The sequence below is a fragment of the Burkholderia sp. AcTa6-5 genome (assembly GCF_017815075.1).
Lineage (GTDB): Bacteria > Pseudomonadota > Gammaproteobacteria > Burkholderiales > Burkholderiaceae > Burkholderia > Burkholderia sola.
On sequence record NZ_JAGIQE010000008.1, the window covers coordinates 39,637 to 62,732 of the forward strand.

Consider the following 23,096-nt stretch of genomic DNA (forward strand, 5'->3'; position numbering starts at 1 on the left):
GCTTTCCCACGTCGATCCCGACAAAGTGAGCGCCACGTACAGCCATCGATTCCGTCATGATCGAAAACCTCGACAGGCTGATCGACGCAGTCTCCGCGAGCCTAAAAGAGACGAAGTGGTCAACCACCGGTATCAGCCAAAACGATGTCCGCAGCCAGTGAACCTCATGGTCGGTTGACAGAAAAGCGGTGGAACTAGCGGTTCGCACCAGAGCTCCCATGCGACGTCATGTGAGTACCGGGCAGTGTCAACCGAGCTACCGAGTAGTTGCCACTGCGTGGTCGCGGCCGCCTCCTACCCTTCAATTTCCGCCAGATCCGGCAAATGTTCGCCGCTGGCAGCTTGCCGATACCACCCCGCTCTCCGGGTATTTTTAAAATCAAAAACACTAAACCAATAGAGCTTCGCTATCATTTCAATCTCAAAAAACAGTAGGACAACTCTTGAATTTAACTGTTGTTGAAAAAATAGCAGTACTCATTGTGCGACGGCACTTAGCCGACCATCCGCCTCCCCTTCTGAGCACAATGCACAAGCAGGCAAGCAAGGAGCGGTTTTCCAGCTCGGCATGCGTGTTGGATTCATTCGTACAAGTACGCTTCAAACGCCCAAATGCAGGGGGCGCAAGACAACAAAAGTGGCCGTGTCGCACACGACTGCTTGACTTCGCTTGACGAGCCGGTGCTTCTACCGATAAGGCTGCTACTCGCAGCCAGCGGTTCTTCATCGCTGCGGAGCGTTGCACACCGCTGTAAGGAAACTTCCCAGATTTCTCTGGCTTATCGCTGATCCCGTCGGCGAAGCTCGTTCTCCTTGGTGTCCTGGCCTCGCTCCGTTCGCTCGAGCTGAAGGGCCTTCTCTCACAAAAACAACAGGGAGCTACACCATGCGCATCCGTCAATTGCAGTATTTCCTCATCGTCGCAGACGAGCAGAGTTTCACTCGCGCCGCAGCCCGAGCACATATTCGCCAATCACCGCTTTCACGAGCCATCAAGGAGCTTGAAGAGGAACTCGGGGTAGTATTGTTCGAGCGCAGCAAAGGGCGTATCCGCTTGACCTGGCCGGGGAAGGTTTTCCGCGAAGATGTACGGCGATTACTCGCTTTCCTCAACAGCGCCCGCGCTCGCGCTAAGGCTGCCGAGCATGGGTATCGAGGACATCTGCGCATCGCCTTGACAGACGGCTTGGCCCAGCCGCGCATGGCAGAACTGTTGGCAATGTGCCGGGCTGAAGAGCCTTTGACCGAGGTGCGCGTGCTGGAAATGACCGTGAGCGAAATGGCTCATGCGCTCAAACTCGATCAGGTTGATGCGGGTTTCACCGTGCATTCCGGCTATGGATCGGAGAACCTTGTCAAAGAGGCGGTATGGACAGACCGAATCGTGTTTGCCCTCCCTGCGCGCCACCCACTGCTGATCCGAGACAAACTGCCCTTGGATGAAGCCATCCAGTATCCAATGATCATCTGCCATCCTGAGCGCTGCGCGGGAGGATTCGACATACTCAACCGGATGTTCCGCGATGCCGGACTCGCAGAACCACTGGTCGCCGAGTACGTTTCCGGACATGAGCTGATGATGACGATGGTTGCCGCCGGATATGGCATCGGCTTGGCTCTGGACTCACAAGTTGCGCTTTACGGTCATCCCAATGTCGTCATCCGACAAATCCGCGACGACGTCGAAGAAGCATCTACGTTCCTGGTAAGGGCCAAGCGCCCTTCTTCTCCAGAACTTGAGAGATTCGTCCTACGGGCGAAGAATATCGGCTCGCAAATAACGTAGCCGTGCGGCAATAGAGCCGACTGCAACGTTGTGCCCAACCCCACAAGGCCATGCAATATTTGTCTGGATCCAGACGGTATATGTGGTTACTTCTGCAACGAATTTATCCCTCCGCAGCGCAACCGGCCGCCCACCATCGATCTCCGCAATTGATCCGGTCGACAAATCTCACTCGGCAAATGTCATTGCGACGACAGAACGGCTCCTGAGCGAGACCGTTCTTGTCTAGGTTCAGACGCAAACGATCTTATGGCAGCCAGCGGCCGACTGTACCGGCCGTAGCTTGCAAACATCGCTATTGCTTCACTTTTCGAAGCACCCAAGACTGCTCCTTACAAATTGCCTTCGTGACAGGGGCCAGTCGAACGCGCAACGGAAAGAATATGGATGGTTGCCGATTCCTATTGCTCCGGGAAAGCCAAGAGCTACTGCCTCCTAATACGAGTCATGCCAAGCGATGCCACTGGACCCTACTGAGTATTTAGGAATGCCACCAATGAAGCAGAAGAACGAGATCAGCGCGCCAGCGACCGAGCGTCGCATTCTTCGCCGCCCGGAAGTGGAAGCCAAGACAGGCTTCAAACGCGCTCACATCTATAACTTGATGAAAGAGGGAAAATTTCCGAAACCGATTCGCCTCGGAATTCGCGCGGTCGGCTGGGACTCGCTTGAGATCGATCAATGGATCGCTGAACGCAGTCAAGAGCGAGCCTGATCATGGTGGTTACCTCTGTCATCTCCACCAAGGGTGGTGTCGGCAAGACCACGGTCGCCGCAAATCTAGGGGGCCTTCTCGCCGACGCGGGATTGCGCGTGCTGCTAATCGACCTCGACTTGCAGCCTACCCTGTCGTCCTATTACCAACTGGCCTACCGCGCGCCAGCGGGTGTCTACGAACTGCTGGCCTTCAATGAGCGCGCACTTGCCACACTCGTGTCGCGCACGGTCATCGAGCGTCTGGACGTGATTTTGTCGAACGACAGCCATCGACAACTGAACACCCTGTTGCTGCACGCACCAGACGGCCGGCTCAGACTTCGAAATCTGCTACCGGCATTCCAGGAACACTACGACCTGGTGCTCATCGATACCCAGGGGGCACGCAGCGTCATGTTAGAGATGGCGGTCCTCGCATCGGACCTCGGCGTGTCTCCGGTCACGCCGGAAATCCTCTCAGCTCGTGAGATGCGCCGCGGCACGCTGCAACTGATGGACGATATCGCGCCTTATCGCCATCTAGGGGTTCCGCCCCCGCCGCTGCACCTGCTGATCAACCGAATGCCCGCGGTTTCCACCAACGCCAAATTGATCCAGCGGACATTGCGGCAACTATTCGATGAGCAGCCCGGGATCCAAGTCCTGCATAGCGAAATCCCGGCAAACGAAGCGATCCACCGTGCTGCGGTACAAGGTTTGCCAGTACATCGCGTCGAGCACCGCCGGCCTGGCGGGCGAGTCGCGCCAGCGGCGCTCGACGTCATGCAAGGGCTGGCAACTGAATTGTTCCCGCAGTGGCATGAGCTGTTCAGTCAGGTAACCGGAAAGTCCGACCAGAGGGGTATCCATGCCGAACGCTCGTGACTTGGCGCGTGGACACAAACAATTGCTGCCGCTGATCGAATATGCCCTGAGTGAGGGCTGGACGGTTTCCCGAACCCACGGTGGCCACCTGCGCTTCGTCAAGCCCGGCTTGCCGCCGATATATACCAGCTCTACAGGCAGCGATCACCGCGGCTGCCGTAACGCGCGGGCCATGCTGAAAAGAGCGCAGCGACAAGTGTCGTCCGAGCACGACGGCGAGGGAGGAACTCGCCATGGCTGAACTTTCCACCCAGCAGATGGCAGACAAATTACTGAGCGGCGGGTTCACGCACGATGGCCCCGCGGTACATTCCCTGTCCGACCCGATCGCCGACACGCAGGTCGTTGTCACACTGGATGAGCTGCGTCCGTATGAACACGATCCGCGGCTGACACGTAATCCGCGCTACGAGGAAATCAAGGAGTCGATCCGTGAGCGCGGCCTGGACGCACCACCGCCCATTACCCGGCGGCCGGGTGCAGCGCACTACATCATCCGTAACGGAGGTAATACCCGTCTGGCAATCCTGCGCGAACTGTGGACCGAAACGAAGAATGAGCGCTTCTTCCGCGTTGGCTGCTTGTTTCGCCCCTGGCCGGAGCGCGGTGAGATCGTCGCGCTCACGGGCCACTTGGCCGAAAACGAACTGCATGGTCGTCTCACGTTCATTGAGCGCGCTCTAGGCATCGAGAAAGCGCGCGAGTTCTACGAGCTGGAAAGCGGCGTATCCGTGAGCCAGTCCGAACTGGCCCGCCGCCTTGCCGCCGACGGCTATCCGGTGCAGCAATCGCACATCAGTCGCATGGCTGACGCAGTGCGCTATCTGTTGCCCGCGATCCCCACCGTTCTCTATGCCGGGCTGGGCCGCCATCAGGTCGAACGGCTGTCGGTCATGCGCAAGGCATGCGAGCGTACCTGGGAGCACTACGCCAAAAGCCGCTCCCTGCTTCTGGACTTCGACGGATTCTTTCAGGAGGCGCTGTCACAATTCGACACGCAGGTCGAGGAGTTCTCGCCGCAGCGCGTGCAGGACGAGTTGATCGGCCAGATGTCCGAGTTGCTGGGCATCGACTACGACGTGCTCGCCCTGGACCTAACCGAATCCGAAAGCCGCCATCGCGCCCTGGTCAGCGACCCAACACCGCCCCAGGCGGCGAACGCATTGGCTGAGCCCCGGGCCGTCGCGCGTCCACCTGTCGAACCAGCACCATCCGCCGCTGCGCCTGCCCCACCTGCGCCGCCCGCAGGTCGACCGTCCACCGCGCCCTCAACGCGCGAGGGCCGTGGGGATGCGAGCGAGACAGCCGCGGCAGGCCCTGCGGCAGCGTCCGGTGATCTGCTTCAGGAGCACATCGTCTCGCCGGCGCCGACGACCGAACGGCTCCAGTCCATCCAGCGCCTCGTCGCTGGCCGATTGGGCGATGCACTGCCACCCGATTTCTCGGCCAACGTGTTGCAATCCATCCCGGTCCAGGCCGGTGGGCTCTACCCCATCTCCGATGTCTGGTACATCGACCCCGGCCTGGACACGCCCGACCGCCTGCGTATTCACCTCGCGCAGTTCGCGCGCGAGATCGCAGGCGAAGCAGACGTCGGCGAGTGCATCGAGGACCGCCCCGACCGCATTGGCTTCGCATGTCGTGTCTGCGCCCCGGCCCCGTCGCCGCTGGGGCGTGCCGTGCTCGCGCTGCTGGCTTGCCTGGCCGGTCAGCAACCTGCAGACGTCGACTTGGACAATCGGCAGGTCGTCATTGACCTGCCGACACTGCTGTACGGCCATGGCGAGGCGGCCCGGAGATTGAGCGATACCGCACTTGTCAAGCTGTTCCGGCTACTGCGGCTGGCCCGACGCCTGCTGGATCTGGAAGCCGGGGCCGTGCGTCCCGGGACGTGAGCGAGGGAGGCCGGCATGTCAGCACCACACCCGCTCAACCAAGCCGTCCTCGCCCAAGCGCTCTACGATCTGCGCAATGGGCAACTACGTCGCTGCAAAGCCATGGGGTTTGGCGAGGAAGAACTGGATGCGCTCAAGCACCCCGCTCTGATCAGCGTGCTGGCCAACGCCAACGTCTCCTGGTGCTCCGTGACAGTCAATCGCGAAGTACTTACGCGCTTGCTCAAGCACGCACGGGATGTGGAGAAAGAGATTGCAACGGTCGATCGCATGCTCAGGCTGGGGGCGAGTACGGAGATGGTGAGCCGATTCTACGGCTTGACCCATCAGGAAGTCGCCATCCGACGCGAAATCCTCGGCCTGCCCAGGCGGAGGGGACGTCACCCCGTTCTGAACGCGGAACAGGACACGGAGCTGTGGCAGCAATGGAAGGCCGTGATCGGCAGCAGGAACATCGATCTGGAGGACGAAACCTCGATGCTTGATGCGGTGATGGACCTGGCCAATGACATGTCTCTGCCGCTGTCGGTAGTCTGGGCCACGGTCAAGAACTGGATCGACCAGCGGTTGGGATAGGCACATGGTTGTGGATGCATCAGGTCCTGCCTCCCTCGCCAATCTGTTCGAGGGTGCGCTGACGCAACTCGCGCCCGGATCAGGCGCAGCTTCGGGCGACGGCTTTCTCTTCAGCGGCAACCGGCACGACAGCGTGCCGCGGCGCCTGTTTCTCGATCGACGCCTGACGCCGCTGGAGCGCAACGCCTGGCAAGTGTTCCGGTTGATGCTGGGCGGCGATGGCGTGACGGCGTTCCCGACCTACGAGAAGCTTCGGCCATGGCTGGCGTCAATGCCCTGCGCCGGGCAAGCCTCCCATGAGACCGTGGCACGCGCGCTGACGCTGTTGCGCCTCACACGCTGGTTGAGCCTGGTGCGGCGCCGGCGCGATCCCAAGACCGGCCGCCTGCTCGGCAATCTGTACGTCCTGCATGACGAGCCGTTGACGCCGTTCGAGGCGATGCAGCTTGATACCGACTACCTGGAGCTGATCGGCCAGGCCCTCGGCCATTCGGCCAAGGCCATTCAGATCGTGGGCCTGCACACGCTCCAGGAAATTGCAGAAGACCCGCTACTGTCCGGCCGCGCGCTGCCATCGCGGCTGCAGGTACTCGCCGAACGCTTGGCTCGCCGGGGCATCGAGACGACAGAAAGTTATCCACAGGAGGACGCCTCTCGAGAATCCGAAGAAGGGATTTCGAGCCTACTTCGGAATGTCGAACTACTCTCTTCGGAATCCGAACCAGGCCGTAAAGTCCCGCCAAACGCCTCTCTTCGGAATTCGAAGCAGGACAGTACTGTACGTAGTAGCCGTATAAATGAAGTACGTACTACCGCGCAAGCGCGAGCGCGCGCACTAGGTGATCTGCAATGGCCCAAACGCTTCACGGAACTGAAAGCGGAGCAGCAGGCAGGCGCCAGGATGGCGTTGCATCAAGTGGACGACTCCCTACGGCAAGCCGTGCTGGATGAGTGGGCCGCACGTTGCGGCAACCATGCTATCCGTAACCCTGCGGGGTATCTGTTCGGCATCATTCAGCGCGCGATTCGCGGCGAGTTCAATGCGTGGGCCACGACAGCAGATGCGCCAACGACACCCGCACCCGCAAACGAACGGCCGCCACCGGCATCGTCTCCGCAGCCACAAGGCAAGCCTGTGCCGCCCGAGGTGGCCAAACGACATATCGAGAGACTGCGCAATCTGCTCACCAAGAAGTGAATGCCAGTCTGTAAGACGATGAAGTGGATGTCCATGGCTCTCTACAGAACTATCCCCTGGGGATAGCTCGCGCCGCTTGCGGCCATCACGCCCCAAACCGGGGCCTTGCCCATTTCGATTTGTTGACTGACTGCCTTCCGCTGCGCGCCGATGCTGGCGGCTCCTTGTCCAACAACGAGCGGCCACCATGGCAACCAATGAACCACTGCAACTGAATCTCGGCGCATTGCGCAGCGCGATGTCGCTGACCCTTCACACCCACCACGCCTCCCGCATCTGGCACGGCCGCGCCGCCGCGGAGGGCCGGCCGGGCATCGTCGGCCTGAACGGCTATATCTCCGTGATGAACAAGATGAAACGCGGCTCTGAACAAGACGACCCGTATAGCGACTGGTGGATGCTGCGCATCGAGGAAAAGCTCGATCAGACCAAAGCGATCTTGCAGTCGCTGCGCGAGCAGGTCGACCACGCGCTTGCTGGCGTGCCTGCGGCCTTGAGCCTGGGCGAGAACCTCAATGTGCAGCCAGTGAAGCTGCCCCTCTTCGTCAACGCGCAGCTCGGCTTTGCCGCCGTCTATCTCCTGGCCGACTACGACGACATCGCCCGCAAGCTCATCCTCGCCCACCACGCCGCGCTCATCGACCGCAGCACACTCGAACGCTGGCTCCACGAGGGTGCCCATGCGCTGCGCAGCCTGTTCTCGCTGGCCCAGCAGTATCGCTACTCGGGCTGCACCCGCGACGACTTTGCCTCGAAGAATGCCGCAGCGCAGGCAGCGCTGGAGAAGTTCGGCGAACTGCCGCAGGACGTGCTCGAAGGCGAGCGCCGCTCGAGGTTTGCGCCGCCCATTGCACGTCGTAGCCCGCAACAGCGCGGAGATAGTCCTGGTGCAATTGTTCAACCAGAGGCGCCGACGGACCAGCCCCCCGTGGCCGAGCCATCCGAGTCCAGCGATGGGGAGGAGGAACAGGCATGACCGCCCCGAACCGCGAAACCCGCTACTTCCAGGGCCTGCAACAGACAGCATTCATCGGTCTGGAACACGCAGCCTCTCTAAAAGGCCTTTTAAAACCTTTTAAAGGTAAGGGGGACTTTGAGAGCTGGGCCAACCAGTGCTTCGCCATGCGCGACGAGCTGATTGCCCTGGCGCAGCGGCAGGTGCTGACGCAGGCGTGCGGGCATCCCTTCCACCTTCTCGCCATCGAACTGGCCCAGCAGACCACTGGCGCAGGGACGGCTTTTCTGCGCTGGCGCAAGCACGACCGTTCGGCCATGGGCGTTGCCCTGTGGCAGGAAGTGATTGCCAGCAAAAGCACGCCGGCCAATTTGCTCCTGGACCTGCACGCGATCGAGCTGCAGCGCATCACGCTGAACATGCAGATCAGCCTGTTGCACACCCTGGGCAAACAGGCGCAGGAATGCGCCAGCAAGGCCGGCGCAGCAGACGACGCTTTTCTGCACCGGCTCAAGTCCATTCCCGCCGACTTGCGCAATCGCTGATCGCGCACGGCATCCCAGCATGCCCCAGGCCAACGAGGCACGGGGATTTCAACCACCGTGGAGGTAGCACATGAGCACGCATTTTTCCGGCGAAGGCAATGTCGGATCGCCCCCTGAGTACCGCGAATTTCCCAATGGCAACGACGAACCCAGCCGCCTCTTGCGCCTGAACGTTTATTTCGACAACCCCGTACCCAGGAAGGATGGCACCTTCGAAGACCGCGGCGGCTTCTGGGCGCCGGTCGAAATCTGGCACCGCGACGCCGAGCACTGGAAGAACATCTACGAGAAAGGCATGCGCGTGCTCGTCATCGGCCGCATGGAACGCGCCCCCTGGACGGACAACGAGGAGAAACCGCGCGAGACCTGGCAGATCAACGCGCGCAGTGTGGGCATCCTGCCCTACCGCATCGGGTCCGTGACCCTCAGCCCGAAATCGCAGGAGACCGCGCAGGAGGCAGCACCGAAGCCCGATGCGGCCCAGGATTCGACAGCATCGAAAGAGACGAGGCGCAGGAAGTAACCCGAAGTGACCAGGCATGGAGAGCGGCAGCAACAGTGATTCGCCGCCCTCCATGTACTCGCGTGTACTCGCGCACTATCCCCAGGGGATAGCTCCACCAACGTCCACTGACTTCCACGCGCTCCCGGTCCGCACACTTGCGGCCACCCACCCTCCCCTCACCAGTCATTCCCATTCCGTCAATGCGGGCGCCGCCGTGTGCGGCTTGTTAGCTGCTGCCACTGGTGGTGCTCGGCATCCTTGATCCCAGCAAATCCATAAACGACGGGAATCGTCGGGAATCGGGAGGACGGACATGCGCTTGTTTCTGTGCGAGAAGCCCTCCCAGGGCAAAGACATTGGCCGGGTTCTCGGCGCCACGCAGCGCGGTGAAGGCTGCTTGAGCGGCTCCGGTGTCACCATCACCTGGTGCATTGGCCACCTCGTCGAAGCAGCCCCGCCGGAGAGCTACGGCGAGCAGTACAAGCGCTGGTCCATCGAACAGTTGCCCATCATTCCCCAGCGTTGGCAGGTCGAAGTCAAACCGAAGACCGCCACGCAATTCAAGGTCGTCAAGGCGCTTCTGGCGAAGGCGACCCACCTCGTCATCGCAACCGATGCCGACCGCGAGGGCGAGCTTATCGCACGCGAGATCATCGACTTGTGCGGCTACCGCGGCCCCATAGAGCGGCTCTGGTTGTCGGCGCTCAACGATGCGTCCATCCGCACCGCGCTTGGCAAGCTGCGGCCCTCGGCCGAAACCTTGCCGATGTACTACTCGGCGCTGGCGCGCTCGCGGGCGGACTGGCTCATGGGCATGAACCTCAGCCGCTTGTTCACCGTGCTCGGGCGAAAGGCGGGCTACGACGGCGTGCTGTCTGTCGGTCGAGTCCAGACGCCGACACTCAGGCTCGTGGTAGACCGCGACCGCGAGATCGCGGCCTTCGTCTCCGTGCCGTTCTGGGCCATCGACGTATCCCTGTCCGCAAGCGGCCAGGCCTTCACCGCGCAATGGGTTGCACCCGATGCCTGTACCGACGACGCGGGCCGCTGCCTGCAGCAGCCCGTCGCACAGCAGGCCGCGCAACAGATCCGCGCTGCGGGCAGCGCGCAGGTGGTGTCGGTCGAGACCGAGCGCGTGCGCGAAGGCCCGCCACTGCTGTTCGACTTGGGCACGCTCCAGGAGGTCTGTTCCAAGCAGCTCGGGCTCGACGTGCAGGAAACACTGGAGATTGCCCAGGCCCTGTACGAGACGCACAAGGCAACGACGTACCCGCGTTCGGATTGCGGCTACCTGCCCGAGAGCATGTTGGCCGAAGTGCCGACAGTGCTCGACAGCCTGCTCAAGACCGATCCCTCTCTGCGCCCGCTCATGGACCAGCTTGACCGCTCCCAGCGCTCGCGCGCCTGGAACGACAGCAAGATCACCGCCCACCACGGCATCATTCCAACGCTGGAGCCAGCCAATCTTTCCGCCATGAACGAGAAGGAGCTGGCGGTCTATCGGCTGATCCGGGCGCACTACCTGGCGCAGTTTCTGCCACATCATGAGTTCGACCGCACCGTGGCGAACCTCTCATGTGGCGGACAGACGCTGGTGGCTACAGGCAAGCAGGTCATCGTCGCTGGCTGGCGTCTGGTGCTGGCCGAACCCGATCATGAAGGTGGTGCCGGCGACGAGGGCGACGCCTCTGTACGCAGCCAGGTACTGCCCCCGCTACGCAAAGGCTTGGCCTGCCAGGTGGCCGATGTCGATATCAAGGCGCTCAAGACGATGCCGCCCAAGCCCTACACGCAGGGAGAGCTCGTCAAGTCCATGAAGGGCGCTGCGCGATTCGTGACGGACCCGCGGTTGAAGCAGAAGCTCAAGGACACGACTGGCATCGGCACCGAGGCGACTCGTGCGAACATCATCAGCGGCCTGATCGCGCGCGGCTATCTTGTAAAAAAGGGGCGCTCCATCCGCGCCTCAGACGCTGCGTTCACCCTGATCGATGCCGTTCCAGCAGCAATTGCAGACCCCGGCACGACGGCAGTATGGGAGCAAGCCCTCGACATGATCGAAGCCGGCCAGCTCACACTGGACGTGTTCATCAACAAGCAAGCCGCGTGGATCTCGCAGTTGATCGCGCAGCACGGCAGCACCACCCTGTCCATCAAGGTTCCATTAGGACCGTCATGCCCGCAGTGCGGCGCTCCCACGCGCCAGCGCAGCGGCAAGAGCGGTCCGTTCTGGTCATGCAGTCGCTACCCCGATTGCAAAGGCACGCTGCCGGTGGAATCCGGCACGTCCAAACGTGGTGCCTCGCGCCCTCGCCGCAGCAGCGGCAGCAGCCGCAAGGACACCTGACCGCCCCGTTTCCCGTGAGCCGTGACCGCCTCCAGCGACGCGGCTCGTGTCCCGCACGCCCTGCGGGACGCCCAGCGCGCAACGCCTTCCCTGTCTCATGTGCGCGTCCCGCCCAGCCGTCACCCGGCCGCGGGACATGAAGGTGACTTCTCCGCGAACCGCGCCACGCGCGCTCTGCTGATCCGCGTTTCTTCCGCCCACCTCGAAGGGTCTCCCGATGCCTTGCACAGGCCCGCAAGCCATCGGGAGACCCCTTGCGGTCAGCGGTATTCAGTGCCGGTGCCCGCCGGTGAAACACTGGGCTCCGTTTGTGTGTGGATACATGCCAGACGATGCCGGCCCCAACCACAACATGGGCCGGGTGTGATTGCTGACGGCAGACGGTTCCAACGACGACCAGGCTTGCCTATCAGTCCACGGGTGGTTTCCTCCTCCCGAGCCGAAGGCCGCAGGGCCTTCGGCGCCTTTCTCCTGCCCATCAACGCCTGGCCTGGTTTGACGCTGCTTCTAGCCATGGGCCACACGAACAGGAGAGACGACATGCACCCTCAACCTCACAACGCACCGCTGCAGTACGGCAGCGTTTGCAGCGGTATCGAGGCCGTAAGCCTTGCTTGGCAGCCGCTCGGCCTTCAAGCCGCCTGGTTCGCCGAGATCGAGCCGTTCCCGAGCTCCGTGCTCGCCCACCACTACCCCCGTGTGCCCAACCTGGGCGACATGACCGCGATCGCCCGCCAGGTTCGTGCCGGCACCGTGCCTGCGCCAGACATCCTGGTCGGCGGCACGCCGTGCCAGTCGTTCAGCGTGGCCGGCGCGCGCCGGGGACTGGATGACCCGCGCGGAGCCTTGACCCTTGCCTATGTGGAGCTTGCCAATGCCATCGACCAAACCCGCAGCCAAGACTGCCGCCCGCCCGTCACGCTCGTCTGGGAAAACGTCCCCGGCGTGCTCAGCGACCGCTCCAACGCCTTTGGCTGTCTGCTGGGCGCACTGGCCGGCGAAAGCCGTGCACTCGAGCCGCCAGGGGACAAATGGACGCACGCAGGTTACGTGTCTGGCCCCCGGCGCCGTATCGCCTGGCGCGTGCTCGACGCTCAATATTTCGGGGTCGCCCAACGCCGCAAGCGTGTGTTTCTTGTGGCAAGTGGTCGAGACGACCTCGATCCCGCCGAAGTACTTTTTGAGCGCTCGGGCCTGCTCGGGGATTCTTCTGCGAGCAACTCGCCGTGGCAAGAAACTGCCGGCGATGCTGGACCTGGCGCTGCGGCAGCAAGCGGATATGCCTCCTTGAGTCAGCCCTACGGCAAGGTCACGACAACGTTCGGCTTCAGCGGCGGCACTGGTCCCGTTGATGTAGCGGCATGCCTGATGGCAGCTGGCCCGAAGCATGACATTTGCACCGAGACATTCATGGTGCAGGCGGTGGCGGGGAACATCAGTCACACCTTAAGTACCGCGAATGGTGGCAAAGGCAGCAGCGAGGACGGCACCGGTAAAGGTGTGCCGATCATCGCCTTCACGGCCCAGGGGAGCGGAGCCGATGCCACGATGGGAATGACGCCGACACTACGTGCCGGCGGGCATCGCGACAGCCACGCGAATGCCGGTGTGGTGCCCGCCATTGCCTTCGCGCAGAATTCGCGCGGCGAGCTGCGGCTGGAATCCGGCCACGGCCAGTTGATCGGGGCTCTTTCGACGGGGGGCGGCAAGCCCGGCCAGGGCCGGCCGATGGTGATCAGCGTGGCACTGCGGGGTCGTGAACAGGGAGTGGCCGCGGAGCTTGGCGGTCAAGTTTCGCCCACACTCCGCGCCTCGGGCGGTGGCGGCAAGGGGCATGTGCTGACGTCCAGCCACGCAGCACATTTCCACTACGACTGGAAGGATCCCGGGCCCGGCGACTGGTCGCAGTGGCGGGTAAGGCGGCTGATGCCAGTGGAATGCGAACGCCTTCAAGGCATGCCCGACAACTACACGCAAGTCCCCTACCGCGGCAAGCCAGCCGCCGACGCCCCGCGCTACAAAGCGCTCGGTAACTCGATGGCCGTCCCTTGCCTCGCATGGCTGGGCCACCGGCTGCTGCAGTGTCTGCACAAGGCGGAATCGACCGCTGCGGATTGATGCACGACACAGCGATCAAGTCGCGCCATTCTCACTCCCGCATTGCCGAGGTATCGGACCATGCCAGCAGCCAGGGTCTTTCACGCTGCGCCGCGGGCTCTCCGCGCTGACCTGCCTTGTCCGCAACGCATCGTGCCGCGGACACGCGTCCATTCAGGGCGCCGATGCCGTCTCTCCATCGGGCGCTCGCGCCCATTCATTCCAAGCCGGCCTATCCGTCGCCAACGCGCTCCCTGCGCTGCGCGTCGGTGCGCGCCACTTCATCCCAGGAACCAAGCCATGAGCACCATCCGTCTTCAAACCAACCAGAACCGTCTGATCGCCAACTTGCGCCATGCCTTCACTCAGGCATCCATGCTGGGCGAACTATTGCAGAACGCCCGCCGCGCGCAGGCCAGTCACATCCACATCACCGTGGAGGACAATGTGCTCACCGTCAGCGACGACGGCACGGGCATTGCCGATCTGCAGACCCTGATCTCGATTGCCGAGTCCGGTTGGGACAAGTCATTGCAAGCCCGCGAAAACGCCTTTGGCCTGGGCGTGCTGTCCACCCTGTACTTCGCCCACAGCCTGCGCGTGCATTCGCTGGGCAAGGCATTCCGCGCCGAGACCGCCTCGCTCATTCGCGGCGAAGAGGTCGAAGTCATTTCTGCCGCGCCGCGTGCCGGTACCGAAATCCGCCTGCACGGCGTCCACTCTCCGCAGACGGATGCCAGTCTCCAAGCGTGGGTGGCCAATGAACTCACCCGACTGTGCGAAGCCTTTCCCGTTCCTGTCGTGCTCAACGGAACCGAGATTCCACGGCCTCTGGCAGATCCTTCGTTGCCGTGGCGGCAAACTACCATGGGCAAGGTGCTGATCGACCTGTCTGGGACGACACTGCGCTGGCGCTGCTTCTTGCAGGGCCTGCCCATCGGTGATCAGTTGCGCCACAGCCATTCGCAGATTGTGTTATTGCCGGACGATACCCTTGCCAGGCTCCCTGATCGCCAGCATCTGCTCAACGAGGCTGCGGACCAGGTGCGGATACAGGCCGCGATGACACGGGCCTATCGCGAGGCCTTGGTCGAAGCCAAGGATCGGATGGCGCCCCGCGAATTCATTGAATGCCATGCGCAAAACTGTATCGACTCGAGAAATGCCGATCTGCTCAATGACGTACCGTTCGCACGGCTCGCATGGTTCAGGAGCTGGGAGATGGAACCAGCAGGTATTCGAAGATTCTGGGATCGCTATCAAGTTGACGGCCTGGCCTCCCGGGAGGACGTCGAGGCGTCTGGTGTCTGGATTATCGAAGCAGACGATGAGCACCTTGCATTGGCTGCGCAAACCTACCTCGAAGCCACTGAGGCATTCTTGCTCGAAGAGTCGCGCCTCGATGAAGGGCACTGGCTCATCGCGCAGGCCAGAGTGCTGGCACCCGACCACATCCAGGTCCGGCCGGGAGCAATCATCCATCACGACAGCGATCCCGGCCTGGCCGACTATGAGGTCGAGTTGACATTGGTTAGCGCCCTGGAGATCAGCCTTGAAGGTCAATCGGGGTATCCCGCCGATGCGGTACGCGATGGCAACACGCTCTATCTCACGGCAACCTCGAACGCTCCGACCAAACTCATCAGCGACTACATCTTCGATGATCGCTACAGCGAGGATCAGGAGGATCGCGACAAGCGAACGCTTCGAACCTTCGTTGCAGTGGGCTGCTCGGTGTCACCCGCCCGTGTTGTCGACGCACTTCTGCCTTCATCGCTGCGGTTCACGAAACAGCCCAAGCTCGCGGGAGCCACCGTTCGCCTGACATTCGATGACGACGGCAAGCTCGCCGCCGTGCAGTGATCACGTCCCACCTTTGGCCCCTTCGGGGGCTATTTTTTTTCTTCGTGGATTTCCGGGGACGTCGCTTGCCGCCCCAAAGCAGACGGCTTGATGTGCTAGGAGCAGTCCTTGAGGCGCCAGCATCGCATGTACGAAGGCTGTAGCATTACACGCGAGTTTATCTTGCAGAAGGGATGGGCGCACGAGCGCGCAAACGGAGACCCAATGAACTTCCTCGACGTCGATCTAGATTCAGACATATACCGCATCACTACAGCTAGGTATTTCCTGGAAGATGTACGTATGCACCGATTCACGGTAATTCGCATCAACGGTAGGCAGTGGGGGGATCCAACCGAAAATCCACTCCTGAACGCCACGTATAGGACCGCCGCCGGCGAAGATCTGACGCTTGGCGCGTTGACCCGGGATTTCTTCGCTTCATGTTGGTCTCTACGTGCGCTCGGCAAGCCGGATGACTGGGAGGCCTTCGCGCATGGTGAGCCAGGAATCAGAATCCAGACAACGCCACGAAAGCTCGTGAACGGGTTCCTGTATCAAGCCTCCGACACCTTCGCCTCCCTTAAGCACTGGATGGGGCGGGTTCAGTACCTGCCCCTCGACGTGATAGATGAGCATTTTGAGGACCCTAATTGGGGCAAGCATCTGGATCCGACCAACGAGGCGCTGATCAGAAGTGTGCTCAAGATTCGACAGAACTGGAAGACCGAAGAGGAGGTGCGACTCGTGTTTGACCGCATGCAAAACGACGCCTGGAATGATGAGCATGCACCCTTAGAGCCCAGCAATAGCGCCGCTACCCGCTCATCACTTCCTTTCGACTGGTCGCAAGCAGACGTCGAGCTCTATCCAGATCCAAGTCTTAGCGAAAGTGAATTTAATCTGATCCGCACAAGTCTCCAGCGCCTCAGACGTTCTTGAACGGACGATTTCCATGCATCAACATGGCCGCATCGACTGGATTGTAGAGGTCGTGCGACCGGTCGCTCATGGCCGAACGCCGACGTTCCTTCCCGGCGTTCCCCGTAGTTCCGCGATGAACTTGCTCTTTTCCCCTCATGTCACGCTTGACCGGCACAGGCACTCAGGACTTGCCTCTGCTCCTCGGTCAAGCTGCCGACGATATGGTCACTACGAGACTGAATGTCTTGCCTCAAGTACAGCGCGACCGCACCCAGGCACTTGATCAAGTCCACGCTGAGCGTGGGATGGTAATGGATGGTGTTCTGCGCTCCACCGGCATCGATAGCGATGGCGCCTTGCGCATCGATGACGTACGACGCACAGTGGCGATCGTGCTCAAGCTCCTTGTGAGCGTACTGCCTATTTCTGAGGTACTCGATCTTCTCGTGCGCTGCCTTGAGATCTTCCTGGCCAGCGAAGACCTTGTTTTCGCTGAGCCGCGAGCGAGTCTCCTTCTGTGGCCCGCGACTGGAGCTGGTGAACATCTGCAAGTAGCCCACAACAATGCCGGCGAACAGATTTTCTAGGCTCATCCAGAGCTTAGGGCTCAGGAACGCCAATACGTATTGCGTCCCTTTGCGCCGGCGCATCTCCCAGATTACATCCCTGTCCACGTCCAACTGCGTAGGCGCAGGGACATCCTTAAGCAATTCCGCCATCGCCTCGGCCAATTCCGCGGACAGCGGTGCGTCCTTCTTCGGCTCTGGCCTCGGGCCAATGATGTCGACAATCGCCAGAAGGGATTGCGTCAGTTGGTGAACCTGGTAGCGCTGCTCGATGCGGTCTTCCAACTGCTTGATTTGCGTAAGCAGACTCTTATCGCTGGCGAAGGCTTCATGTTCCTTGGGGAATGGCGTACTCATTGCAAGGGCTGGCCCATTGTCGTTTCCAACGAGCCAGTGTACGCAGTACGCAATCTGCCCTCAACCAAACCGAAGCCTTTCGGACCCGATTGTTGCGTGACTCTGTCACCGTCCGGCGGGATGGTTATGCCCATGAGCTGCTGTCGTTGACGGCACCATGCCAGTCCGCTCCGCATCGCCACCGCGGACGAGCGCCCCCAAGGCGCCGATGCATCTTTATTTTTTCACCGCCTGCGGGAGTTGCCATCCCGCCAGGGACCCGGCCTCCTCGTTTCTTCCCATAGGAGTTCGACCATGTCCCAACGTGTCTCTTTTGGCCAATTGGCCTTGTTCTACACCGGCAAGTTCCTGCCACTCCAAGTCCTGCATAGCGCCGCCGGTCACTACATCGGCACGCGCGATACCGAAGGCCCCGTTTCTCGGGAATCCGGCGAGTACTTCCGCAGCTACGCCGCAGCGCAGCGTGCCCTCGCAAGAGGCGGCTGGTCACAGCTCGCCAATCCGTAATGGACCAACGCTGAAAGGAGTCATGTCATGAGCGACTACCTTCCCCCGGAAGTTTTCAATCAGCTCCTGCAAGAGGAGCAGCATTTTGCGGCCGCACCCGATGCATTCTTTGCCGCGTGGAAGCGTGGTGTCGAAATCGCCGGACCTCGCTGGTTTGGCGATGGCACCCGCAACGGGCTGGATCAGGCCCGAAGCAAGTGGGATATCTGTCCTGACGTGCCGCGCATCGCCAAGGCCCTGGGCTTTCTGAGCGGTGGGGAACGCCTGTTCCTTGCAGCCTTGGTCAGCTTCTACAACTCCCGTGACGGAGCTACCTTGCTGCGCCGCTGCGGGTTTGAAGGGCTCGCCGACCTGAACGGCCTGGACCTCCCACGCCGCCAAGTCATCGCCGACCTGGTGCTGCACTACGACGGCTGGTGAGCCTCGCAAGCTTGCTGGCAATTTTCCTTTCTCAACCCCAAGAGGGACATTCGTCCCATTGGGGATGGTGTCCCTCGCCTTCTTCACAAGAGTGATACCACCATGCCATTCACACCTTCTTTTGCGATTGTCCTCGAGGGCGGCCTTGTCCAGGACATCGTCATTCAGGACTGGCCGAAACACCTTCCCCAGCCAGCGCTTGCGGTCGTGGACTACGACACCGAAGGCGCACCGAATAACGAGATCATCTGCGTCGGCGACTTCGAGACCGAAGCAATCTGCCGCAGCGTAACCCCGAGTGTGTTCGAGGCCATCCCCGGTGCCCTATCGCCCCGGTCCGTACTCACTAAGCTCGGTGAGCCCATTGCCGATGAGGTACCTGCTCCCTTGGCACTGGCCCGCTCCGTGCGCCAAAGCATTCTCGATCTGGATGCCCAGCTCAATGCGGCGGAGCAGGCCCCGACGGGCGACGACTACAACGAGTTGTATGTCTTGGCCAACTGCGGCCTGATCGACGTGCTGAAGCTGCTCGGCGACCCGACCGACTTCGGCGACTGAGATTCATTTTTTCCTTTCCTCGCGGATGCCATGTCCACAAGGACCGGCTCCGCTTTTTATCAAGGAGCCAATCCATGGCCCAGAACCCCAATCCCTTTGCGCGCGGCTACCAGAATCTGCGCCTGGTCCGCACGCTGCTCATTACCACCGAAGACGACTGCCCTCCAGTCTGGCGGCCTCTGCATGCCAGCCAGGCGCATCTCCCCGATGACGCCGTGGAGCGGTTCCTTTGCATCTTCTGCGCGGATTTCGCGCTGGTCATCGAAGGGCAGGATGTGCCAGCGGAACTGGAAAACCAGTGCCCCACCGACGGTATCGTACGCTCGGTTGTGTATGCAACCACTGCCGAGGATAGCGACGATCGGGTCGTGCATCTCGGCGACCACCATTCGGAGGACACCGCGCGTGAGGTGATCCATCGCCTGAGCTTCGAGACGGGCTTGTACAGCCGCTGCTGGGAGATCAGCAGCGCTCACATCACCGAAGAGGCGCATCGGTACCTTTGCAACTTGGCGGACCTCGCCATGCCGTCGGCGTTTCTGTTCGTTGCGTTCCGGATTCCGTACAGTCCGGCCATCGGCGTCAAGCTGATCGCCACGCCCTGGACGGATGAGAACCTGCAGCACGTGGAAGGCATCACTGCCGCGCAACTGCGACAGGAGCATCTTGGCAAGGGCATGCCGGCCTCTCTCGTCGAGGTGCTGCACCTGGCGGCACTGGCCGATGCCCGCATGCTGGTCTTCGATGCAGACGCTTCGACACTGGACGGCTTGCCCCTGTACGAAACCGACTGATCTTCACTTCATCCTCCCTTGCGGGCCTGCCAACCCGCGAAAGGGTGCAGGTCCGCTCCTTTTTTCCAGGAGTTCACCATGCCCCAACAACCAGGAGCTTCAAGCTCCCGCGCGAAGCAACGGGCTTCCCCTGTATCCAACCCACTGTATCCCTCTGGATCAACGCGCATGCGCCGCTGGCAAGGCCAGGGCGACGTGCGGGCTTACGCACCGCCTGCCGGCTGGACGGCGAACGCCCAACTGATCGACATGCACCCCATCCGTGGCACTGCGCTGCCAGGATCGGAGTGGTGGATCTTCGAAACCAAGCAGTAGCGGCTACGACAGGAGTACAACCATGTCCCAGAAGAATTTTCCCCTGCACGAGCTGCTGATGCAGCTGGCAACCAATATCCACGGCCTGTGCCAGCGGCAGGTCGACAAAAGCCGGCCTCTCGATAACCTCAACTTGGATGTCATTGTCGAAGGTCTGCTGCGTGAGCATGGACTGGAGCAGGATTTCGACCAACAACTGATCGCCTGCGTAGACGCCATGTCGCAGCCCGATGCCGTGGGCCAGACCATGGTGTTCGAGCGCCCTGACGGCGAGCTCCGGATGCGTCAGGTCGACACTCGCCAGTTGTTGGAAACCCCCATCGACCGCTACGAGATGGTGCTGTTCGATGGCGTCCATACCCATGGCGACCGCTGGAAGCATCTGTTCTTCCCTGCGCAGCGCCTGCATCACTTCGTCCACGAGATTCCGTGACCGTCCCCTTGCCCCTCATTCGAGGGGCTTTTTTCTTGAACGAGCAAAAGCGCACCGATGGAAATCGGTTTCTCTCGTGCCCGGCCAATGGACGCAGGTCATTCTTCCTTCATGTTCGCTGGCGTAGCCGGCTACATGCCCAAGCAGTCCTGACCTTCGAGACTGCGGTGCCGACCCGGCACAGGTCACATCCATCCCCGGATGCCCCGCGCATCCATCCACCTCACCGTAAGGGACCACCCTCCCTTGCGGGCCAGGAGTCCCTTGTTTTTTCTCAAGGAGAATCTCCATGGACCGTTCCCTCATCAAATCCCTGATGCCCTCGTTTGTGGCAGGCCACGTCCCCAGCAATGTGCGGTCGTTTAAATACCGCGTGTTCGATGACCAACCGCAATCGTCGGCGCTGGGCTTCGCCATCGATCCCGAGCCCTTCGACGGAAAGGTGGTCGCGGCGACCAGTGATGCCATCGTCGTCAAAGTCAGCCGTGCCGAATTCGCGGTGCTCGATCCCAGTCTGATAACCACCGTGCCCAACGAAGGCGCCAAGGTGCATGTCCACCCCTACGCACGGCGCCGCTTCGACGGGCTGCGCGCGGACACCCCGGAGGAACGGACCGAGTACACCGCCGACGGCACGCCTTTCACTGTCAAGATGCACATCCTCGGCTCCGCGCCTGCCAAGCTGCCTATCCCCAAGCCCCAGTGCCCCGAGCTCCAGGCGCTCATCCAGCAATTGGAAGAGATGCCGGCACCTGACGGCTTCCGGAAGCTCACCCACATGCTGGTCGATGCAAATGCCCGGGATTTCACCTGGGTCGATCCCCAGCCGTCCAAGATCATCGCAACCCCTCCGGCGATCAGCTTCACGGTCTCGACCACGAAGTTCGATGGTCAGGTCACGGTGCTCTACGACCGAGGGGCCGACGCCTACGTAGTGGAACTGCACCGCAACGGTGAACTGATCGATCGGCACGACGATGTGTATTTCGACATGCTCGGCGAAGCGCTGGAACGGCTCATAGACGACGGGCGCTGGCGCCTGATCGGCGTGAGCATCCTCGATGCGAAGGCGACGCGGCGACGCCAGGCCGCGACGGCATGACGCCTTGCACCCAAACCACGCTGCTCTTCGGCTGAGCCCCGGCACACAGCCACGGCATCTCAACCCTACAGGCCTTCCTTCCATCCTGGTGGAAGGCCACTTCATTTCCATTCCACACAGGAGATTTCAGCCATGTCCCTACGATTCAAAGGCTCCGAGCTGCGCCCCGTGCTGACCGAGGCGATTGCCAACCAAGGCCGCGTCATCCTCGCCAAGGACCAGGGCGTGTACTTCCTCGCCGAGCACGGGGAGCGTCGCCCTGACGGCCGTGTGAAGCTGCTGGCCTATGCCGTTGGCTGCAACCCGGATACCGACCCGTTTGACGACTGGTGGGAACTGGCACGCACCGAGCTGGGCGGCGACGACTTCGGCGAGTTCTTCGACCCGAAGGACGGTGTTTTCGCACGCATCCTGCACAGCACGGACGACCTGATGCTGTCCGCCACCGCCACGCACCTGTCGTTGGAGGCGGTTCCATCGGCATAGCGCGACAACCGCTGACCGACTCTCACAGCCCCCATTCGGGGGCTTCTCTTTTCGCCGGCCCGCGCTGTCGCCGCGCGTGCGCGTTCGTCTTCGGCCGCCATGGCCTGCCTCGCCTGCCCGAGCGCAGGCATGCCACCGGAGACCACCTCATGCGCGACCCATTCAAGATCACCCAGCCCACCTGCATCAGCTTTTCGGGTGGACGCACCAGCGCCTACATGCTCTGGCGCGTGCTGCAAGCCAATGGCGGACTGCCGGCCGACGCCATCGTCTGCTTCGCCAACACCGGCAAGGAAATGGAGGCGACCTTACGCTTCGTGCGCGACTGCGCAGAACACTGGCAGGTACCGATCCACTGGCTGGAGTACCTGTCCGACGAACCCGGCTTCACGTTGGTCGACTTCGACCGCGCCAGCCGCCAAGGTGAGCCGTTCGAGGCGCTGATCCGCAAGCGCCAATACTTGCCCAATCCGGTCGTCCGGAGCTGCACCACCAGCCTGAAGATACGCCCTATGCACCGCTTCCTGCGGAGCCTCGGCTGGATCGATTTGGACCAAATGATTGGCATCCGCGCTGATGAGCAGCGGCGTGTCGCCAAGATTCGCGCGCGTGGCCACTCCACCGAATCGACCCGCGAGACCATGTGCATGCCGCTGGCCGATGCCGGCGTCACTGTGCGCGACGTGGGGGCCTTCTGGCAGACGCAGCCGTTCAACCTCGACCTGCTCACGGTGAACGGGCGCACGCTCGAGGGCAACTGCGACCTTTGTTTCCTGAAACCGCGCGGCCAGCGCCTGGCGCTCATCAAGGCTCGGCCCGAAGCTGCTGTGTGGTGGATTCGCATGGAATCCCTGAACCTGGCGAGCAAGCCCAGCGGTGCCCGATTCCGCGTCGATGGCCCCAGCTACGCCGACCTGGCGCGCTTCGCCGCCGACCAGGGCGACCTGTTCGATGCCGCCGAGGAATCGATCGCCTGCTTCTGCGGCGACTGATGTGAAAGTCAGTGAGGCGCAACGCCTAGAAACGGAAGCGCTCGGTTGCCGATTGATTGCTGCCTCGCGCGCAGCACACGGCGATGCTGCCCCCATGCCTGCTGACGTTGTCAGCGACATGCCAGGCAACCATCGGTCTTCGAGGTTGCGGCGCAGCTCCCGCTGCGTGACCGGTCCAGTTCGCATCGCATCCTCGCGCGAACGGTCACCGAGCTTTCCGGTGGCGGATGCTTTCGCCTTTTCAAACCCATCGCGGGGTTACGCACCTTTCCCCGCTTGCGTGGGGCTGGTGTGTCTCCGCTTCATCCCAATGGA

23 protein-coding genes are annotated in these 23,096 nt (G+C 61.8%); 22 read left to right on the top strand and 1 reads right to left on the bottom strand.

The window, feature by feature from the left end; genetic code table 11:
- The first annotated feature begins 886 nt into the window (after nt 1–886).
- From J8I33_RS12905 to J8I33_RS12970, 14 genes are all read left to right on the top strand, one after another.
- Nucleotides 887–1,786: a LysR family transcriptional regulator gene (locus tag J8I33_RS12905; protein WP_209936267.1), complete on the top strand. Its 900-nt coding sequence runs from the start codon at nt 887–889 to the stop codon at nt 1,784–1,786.
- Nucleotides 1,787–2,282: 496 nt separating this feature from the next.
- A complete protein-coding gene (locus J8I33_RS12910; protein WP_209936271.1) occupies nt 2,283–2,501 on the top strand; it encodes an AlpA family transcriptional regulator in 219 nt (72 codons plus the stop codon).
- A gap of 2 nt (nt 2,502–2,503) precedes the next feature.
- A complete protein-coding gene (locus J8I33_RS12915) occupies nt 2,504–3,367 on the top strand; it encodes a ParA family protein (protein ID WP_209936273.1) in 864 nt (287 codons plus the stop codon).
- The gene (locus J8I33_RS12920) at nt 3,351–3,608 is read left to right on the top strand and encodes a type II toxin-antitoxin system HicA family toxin (protein ID WP_209936275.1); all 258 of its coding nucleotides are present in this window, start codon (nt 3,351–3,353) and stop codon (nt 3,606–3,608) included. Before J8I33_RS12915 ends, J8I33_RS12920 begins: the two co-directional genes overlap by 17 nt.
- The gene (locus tag J8I33_RS12925; protein ID WP_209936277.1) at nt 3,601–5,262 is read left to right on the top strand and encodes a ParB family protein; all 1,662 of its coding nucleotides are present in this window, start codon (nt 3,601–3,603) and stop codon (nt 5,260–5,262) included. The genes J8I33_RS12920 and J8I33_RS12925 overlap by 8 nt, the downstream gene beginning before the upstream one ends.
- Before the next feature lie 15 nt (nt 5,263–5,277).
- Nucleotides 5,278–5,838, top strand: coding sequence for a DUF2857 domain-containing protein (locus J8I33_RS12930; protein ID WP_209936279.1), 561 nt, complete (start codon nt 5,278–5,280; stop codon nt 5,836–5,838).
- Nucleotides 5,839–5,842: 4 nt separating this feature from the next.
- Complete coding sequence (locus tag J8I33_RS12935; RefSeq protein ID WP_209936282.1) at nt 5,843–7,036, top strand: STY4528 family pathogenicity island replication protein; 1,194 nt, start codon at nt 5,843–5,845, stop codon at nt 7,034–7,036.
- Between the two features lie 187 nt (nt 7,037–7,223).
- On the top strand, nt 7,224–8,012 hold the full coding sequence (locus J8I33_RS12940) for a PFL_4669 family integrating conjugative element protein (protein WP_209936284.1): 789 nt from the start codon (nt 7,224–7,226) through the stop codon (nt 8,010–8,012).
- Nucleotides 8,009–8,536, top strand: a complete 528-nt coding sequence (locus tag J8I33_RS12945) for a DUF3158 family protein (protein WP_209936286.1) — start codon at nt 8,009–8,011, stop codon at nt 8,534–8,536. The genes J8I33_RS12940 and J8I33_RS12945 overlap by 4 nt, the downstream gene beginning before the upstream one ends.
- Nucleotides 8,537–8,606: 70 nt before the next feature.
- Nucleotides 8,607–9,059: a single-stranded DNA-binding protein gene (locus tag J8I33_RS12950; protein WP_209936288.1), complete on the top strand. Its 453-nt coding sequence runs from the start codon at nt 8,607–8,609 to the stop codon at nt 9,057–9,059.
- A 295-nt stretch (nt 9,060–9,354) separates the two neighbouring features.
- Nucleotides 9,355–11,388: a DNA topoisomerase III gene (locus J8I33_RS12955; protein WP_209936291.1), complete on the top strand. Its 2,034-nt coding sequence runs from the start codon at nt 9,355–9,357 to the stop codon at nt 11,386–11,388.
- 540 nt (nt 11,389–11,928) lie between these two features.
- Nucleotides 11,929–13,506 (top strand): DNA cytosine methyltransferase, encoded by a 1,578-nt coding sequence (locus tag J8I33_RS12960; protein WP_209936293.1) that lies wholly within the window; start codon nt 11,929–11,931, stop codon nt 13,504–13,506.
- A 279-nt stretch (nt 13,507–13,785) separates the two neighbouring features.
- The gene (locus J8I33_RS12965; protein WP_209936298.1) at nt 13,786–15,348 is read left to right on the top strand and encodes an ATP-binding protein; all 1,563 of its coding nucleotides are present in this window, start codon (nt 13,786–13,788) and stop codon (nt 15,346–15,348) included.
- A gap of 204 nt (nt 15,349–15,552) precedes the next feature.
- Nucleotides 15,553–16,269 (top strand): hypothetical protein, encoded by a 717-nt coding sequence (locus J8I33_RS12970; protein ID WP_209936306.1) that lies wholly within the window; start codon nt 15,553–15,555, stop codon nt 16,267–16,269.
- Between the two features lie 140 nt (nt 16,270–16,409).
- Here J8I33_RS12970 and J8I33_RS12975 read toward each other — a convergent pair whose 3' ends face one another.
- Nucleotides 16,410–17,174 carry a hypothetical protein gene (locus J8I33_RS12975; protein WP_209936312.1) on the bottom strand — a complete coding sequence of 255 codons (765 nt, stop codon included), beginning with the start codon at nt 17,172–17,174 and terminating at the stop codon, nt 16,410–16,412.
- 294 nt (nt 17,175–17,468) lie between these two features.
- Here J8I33_RS12975 and J8I33_RS12980 point away from each other — a divergent pair, with 294 nt between their 5' ends.
- The 8 genes from J8I33_RS12980 (at nt 17,469) to J8I33_RS13015 (ending at nt 22,781) form a co-directional block, all read left to right on the top strand.
- Nucleotides 17,469–17,681 (top strand): hypothetical protein, encoded by a 213-nt coding sequence (locus J8I33_RS12980; protein ID WP_209936322.1) that lies wholly within the window; start codon nt 17,469–17,471, stop codon nt 17,679–17,681.
- Nucleotides 17,682–17,708: 27 nt separating this feature from the next.
- Nucleotides 17,709–18,101 (top strand): hypothetical protein, encoded by a 393-nt coding sequence (locus J8I33_RS12985; RefSeq protein ID WP_209936327.1) that lies wholly within the window; start codon nt 17,709–17,711, stop codon nt 18,099–18,101.
- A 102-nt stretch (nt 18,102–18,203) separates the two neighbouring features.
- Nucleotides 18,204–18,659 carry a hypothetical protein gene (locus J8I33_RS12990; RefSeq protein WP_209936334.1) on the top strand — a complete coding sequence of 152 codons (456 nt, stop codon included), beginning with the start codon at nt 18,204–18,206 and terminating at the stop codon, nt 18,657–18,659.
- Between the two features lie 74 nt (nt 18,660–18,733).
- Nucleotides 18,734–19,453 (top strand): ABC transporter substrate-binding protein, encoded by a 720-nt coding sequence (locus J8I33_RS12995; protein ID WP_209936340.1) that lies wholly within the window; start codon nt 18,734–18,736, stop codon nt 19,451–19,453.
- 469 nt (nt 19,454–19,922) lie between these two features.
- Nucleotides 19,923–20,201: a hypothetical protein gene (locus tag J8I33_RS13000; RefSeq protein ID WP_209936962.1), complete on the top strand. Its 279-nt coding sequence runs from the start codon at nt 19,923–19,925 to the stop codon at nt 20,199–20,201.
- Between the two features lie 289 nt (nt 20,202–20,490).
- The gene (locus J8I33_RS13005) at nt 20,491–21,303 is read left to right on the top strand and encodes a GTPase (protein WP_209936348.1); all 813 of its coding nucleotides are present in this window, start codon (nt 20,491–20,493) and stop codon (nt 21,301–21,303) included.
- Between the two features lie 132 nt (nt 21,304–21,435).
- Nucleotides 21,436–21,789, top strand: a complete 354-nt coding sequence (locus tag J8I33_RS13010) for a DUF3085 domain-containing protein (RefSeq protein ID WP_209936355.1) — start codon at nt 21,436–21,438, stop codon at nt 21,787–21,789.
- 149 nt (nt 21,790–21,938) lie between these two features.
- Nucleotides 21,939–22,781, top strand: a complete 843-nt coding sequence (locus J8I33_RS13015) for a phosphoadenosine phosphosulfate reductase family protein (RefSeq protein ID WP_209936369.1) — start codon at nt 21,939–21,941, stop codon at nt 22,779–22,781.
- The last annotated feature ends 315 nt before the right edge of the window (nt 22,782–23,096 follow it).

Excerpts from the sequence above, each read along its gene's own strand:
- J8I33_RS12960 (WP_209936293.1), top strand. The coding sequence starts at position 11,929 with ATGCACCCTCAACCTCACAACGCACCGCTGCAGTACGGCAGCGTTTGC.
- J8I33_RS12990 (WP_209936334.1), top strand. The coding sequence starts at position 18,204 with ATGCCATTCACACCTTCTTTTGCGATTGTCCTCGAGGGCGGCCTTGTC.
- J8I33_RS12940 (WP_209936284.1), top strand. The coding sequence starts at position 7,224 with ATGGCAACCAATGAACCACTGCAACTGAATCTCGGCGCATTGCGCAGC.
- J8I33_RS12950 (WP_209936288.1), top strand. The coding sequence starts at position 8,607 with ATGAGCACGCATTTTTCCGGCGAAGGCAATGTCGGATCGCCCCCTGAG.
- J8I33_RS13015 (WP_209936369.1), top strand. The coding sequence starts at position 21,939 with ATGCGCGACCCATTCAAGATCACCCAGCCCACCTGCATCAGCTTTTCG.
- J8I33_RS12905 (WP_209936267.1), top strand. The coding sequence starts at position 887 with ATGCGCATCCGTCAATTGCAGTATTTCCTCATCGTCGCAGACGAGCAG.
- J8I33_RS12935 (WP_209936282.1), top strand. The coding sequence starts at position 5,843 with ATGGTTGTGGATGCATCAGGTCCTGCCTCCCTCGCCAATCTGTTCGAG.
- J8I33_RS12995 (WP_209936340.1), top strand. The coding sequence starts at position 18,734 with ATGGCCCAGAACCCCAATCCCTTTGCGCGCGGCTACCAGAATCTGCGC.
- J8I33_RS12915 (WP_209936273.1), top strand. The coding sequence starts at position 2,504 with ATGGTGGTTACCTCTGTCATCTCCACCAAGGGTGGTGTCGGCAAGACC.
- J8I33_RS12970 (WP_209936306.1), top strand. The coding sequence starts at position 15,553 with ATGAACTTCCTCGACGTCGATCTAGATTCAGACATATACCGCATCACT.
- J8I33_RS12945 (WP_209936286.1), top strand. The coding sequence starts at position 8,009 with ATGACCGCCCCGAACCGCGAAACCCGCTACTTCCAGGGCCTGCAACAG.
- J8I33_RS12985 (WP_209936327.1), top strand. The coding sequence starts at position 17,709 with ATGAGCGACTACCTTCCCCCGGAAGTTTTCAATCAGCTCCTGCAAGAG.
- J8I33_RS12925 (WP_209936277.1), top strand. The coding sequence starts at position 3,601 with ATGGCTGAACTTTCCACCCAGCAGATGGCAGACAAATTACTGAGCGGC.
- J8I33_RS12955 (WP_209936291.1), top strand. The coding sequence starts at position 9,355 with ATGCGCTTGTTTCTGTGCGAGAAGCCCTCCCAGGGCAAAGACATTGGC.
- J8I33_RS13005 (WP_209936348.1), top strand. The coding sequence starts at position 20,491 with ATGGACCGTTCCCTCATCAAATCCCTGATGCCCTCGTTTGTGGCAGGC.
- J8I33_RS12965 (WP_209936298.1), top strand. The coding sequence starts at position 13,786 with ATGAGCACCATCCGTCTTCAAACCAACCAGAACCGTCTGATCGCCAAC.
- J8I33_RS12930 (WP_209936279.1), top strand. The coding sequence starts at position 5,278 with ATGTCAGCACCACACCCGCTCAACCAAGCCGTCCTCGCCCAAGCGCTC.
- J8I33_RS13010 (WP_209936355.1), top strand. The coding sequence starts at position 21,436 with ATGTCCCTACGATTCAAAGGCTCCGAGCTGCGCCCCGTGCTGACCGAG.
- J8I33_RS12910 (WP_209936271.1), top strand. The coding sequence starts at position 2,283 with ATGAAGCAGAAGAACGAGATCAGCGCGCCAGCGACCGAGCGTCGCATT.
- J8I33_RS12920 (WP_209936275.1), top strand. The coding sequence starts at position 3,351 with ATGCCGAACGCTCGTGACTTGGCGCGTGGACACAAACAATTGCTGCCG.
- J8I33_RS12980 (WP_209936322.1), top strand. The coding sequence starts at position 17,469 with ATGTCCCAACGTGTCTCTTTTGGCCAATTGGCCTTGTTCTACACCGGC.
- J8I33_RS12975 (WP_209936312.1), bottom strand. The coding sequence starts at position 17,174 with ATGAGTACGCCATTCCCCAAGGAACATGAAGCCTTCGCCAGCGATAAG.